At 60.6% G+C, this 1831-nt stretch carries 4 protein-coding genes; 2 read left to right on the forward strand and 2 right to left on the reverse strand.

Annotation, left to right across the window (positions count from 1 at the left end; translation table 11 throughout):
* Together AC1DT2_RS22285 and AC1DT2_RS22290 are read right to left on the reverse strand one after the other, a co-directional pair.
* Positions 1-243, reverse strand: a 243-nt coding sequence (locus AC1DT2_RS22285; RefSeq protein WP_477298801.1) for a Txe/YoeB family addiction module toxin, incomplete at its 3' end; no start/stop codon positions are given.
* A gap of 12 nt (positions 244-255) precedes the next feature.
* The gene (locus AC1DT2_RS22290) at positions 256-519 is read right to left on the reverse strand and encodes a type II toxin-antitoxin system Phd/YefM family antitoxin (RefSeq protein ID WP_063572228.1); all 264 of its coding nucleotides are present in this window, start codon (positions 517-519) and stop codon (positions 256-258) included.
* Between the two features lie 275 nt (positions 520-794).
* Between AC1DT2_RS22290 and AC1DT2_RS22295 the strand changes: the two genes are divergently transcribed.
* Together AC1DT2_RS22295 and AC1DT2_RS22300 are read left to right on the forward strand one after the other, a co-directional pair.
* The gene (locus tag AC1DT2_RS22295) at positions 795-1313 is read left to right on the forward strand and encodes a hypothetical protein (protein ID WP_477298803.1); all 519 of its coding nucleotides are present in this window, start codon (positions 795-797) and stop codon (positions 1311-1313) included.
* Positions 1314-1336: 23 nt separating this feature from the next.
* The coding region (locus tag AC1DT2_RS22300; protein ID WP_477298804.1) for a hypothetical protein at positions 1337-1831 on the forward strand (495 nt) is incomplete at its 3' end.

A 1831-nucleotide genomic window follows, 5' to 3' on the forward strand; every position in this document is an offset into this window, starting at 1 on the left:
GTCCATGTCGAAGAGGCGGTAGACGAGGCGATGTTCCAGCGTGATCCGGCGAGACCACCAACCTTTCCACTCACCTTTTAGGGGCTCGGGCTTACCAAGCCCGGTCCACGGCGTGCGCCGGATGTTTTCGATCAAGGTGTTTACGGCGTCGACATTCGTGGGGACGTGCTCTTGCCAGTAGCGGTAGTCCTCCCACGCCTGGCTCGTCCACCAAAGATCTTCCCTCTCCTTACGCACCGCCATCAGGCTTCCCTTTTAAACGCCATCCGGACCTAGTATGCGTGCGTCCGCCGGCAGCGACGTGTCGGCCTCGGCCATGGCGTTCTGCAATCGGATGGCGTTGGCGGCGCTGCTGAACAGATACAGCGTCTCCTGCAGCGAGTTGTAGTCGCTCACAGACATCACGACGGCATCTTCAGCGTCACGACGCTTGATAAGAGTGATGTCGTGATCGGTCGCCACCGTGTCGAGCACCTCCTTGAGGTTGCTTCTGGCGTCGGTGAAATTGATGGTCCGCATGGGCTACTCCAACATGTACATCTTTGCGTACATGTTGGAGTCTATATCAGGCACTTGTTCATCCGCAACTTTGCCTTGCCCATCCGCAGTGGCTACGCTAGATTTTGCGAACAGACCACCGTACAGGGGGCATCGCAACCGCGATGCTGCGGCAGGTCCAGACGGGCAAGGGATTGAGTCTCCATATCGAAGGCATGCGGATGCGCCGACAAATCTGCTGCATCTTTGCGGTGGGCCTCATGACATGCCATGCACTTCACGCTGGTGACGCGCCCGTGCGCCCTTCAACGACGGGCGTACTTACTGAAGCGGCCCGTTCCCATACCTATGTGGGCGCATTGACCGCCGGCTGGCGTAGCCTGCTCGATGCGCACGTGCCCAAGGTAGATCTCTATCTCGGCATGAGTGACGACGACGCGCCGGAGCCGCTCCGCTATGCCGTAGCCGCCACCACGTCGCAGGGACGTCCCATTGAACGCGCCGATGGCTCGATGGTGGTTGCTTCCTGCCGTCCCGGATCCTGTCAGGAAAAAGGCATGGTCTGGGCATCGAGCGACGGCGTGGTCGTGGGTGCCCTTGTGCATTTCTACTACAAGGATCCCAAGGCACCGATGAGTCCCGCGTTGTTGGTATGGTCCCGCGACGTCAAGACCAGCTCCCTCCCACACGGCTTTACCATGGCGCTTGAGGAATGGCTTCGCCAGCCCGTCTCAGTCGCCGGATTCCATGCGATCCGAATGGTGCAGCCGGATGGCACGATCGTAGACCTCTCGCCAGCAAGCTTGCTGCCGTGAACCAGCGGCTATCAATGCTTGCCATGCTGCTCGGCATCGCCGTGTGCCTCGCGCCCTACCGCGCACGCGCCGACGAGCCATGCTGCGATGACGCGCACGGATTCCATCGATCGGGTCCGCTTTATTTAGGTATACCGGTCGACCTCGACGCGCAAGGCAGGACTCCCGGGCGCCATGGCTTCCTCGTTGCCATGGATGGCGCTGACCCGTTGCTGTCGGCCTGCAGGCACCAGGGAGATATCTGGATTGCCGGTAGCGACCAGCCACAGACGTGCCACGGCGTCACGAAAGGCGAGGCGCTTGCCATGCTGGACATCGACCCGAGCAGTGCCGCACCCCGCAGCGATGACTTGATGCTGCCGACGGTGCTTTCAACGTCGAACTTCTCCATGCGAAAGGCCATCATCTCGAATGCTCCATCGACTGACGCAGATCGCATTCGAACCGTGGAGCCGTCGATTCCGCCGACATCCGTGATTGAAGCCCTGAACATAGGTAACGAGGGCCAGGCCCTGTAC

This window comes from Luteibacter sp. P4_E6, assembly GCF_056401535.1.

Excerpts from the sequence above, each read along its gene's own strand:
- AC1DT2_RS22290 (WP_063572228.1), bottom strand. The coding sequence starts at position 519 with ATGCGGACCATCAATTTCACCGACGCCAGAAGCAACCTCAAGGAGGTG.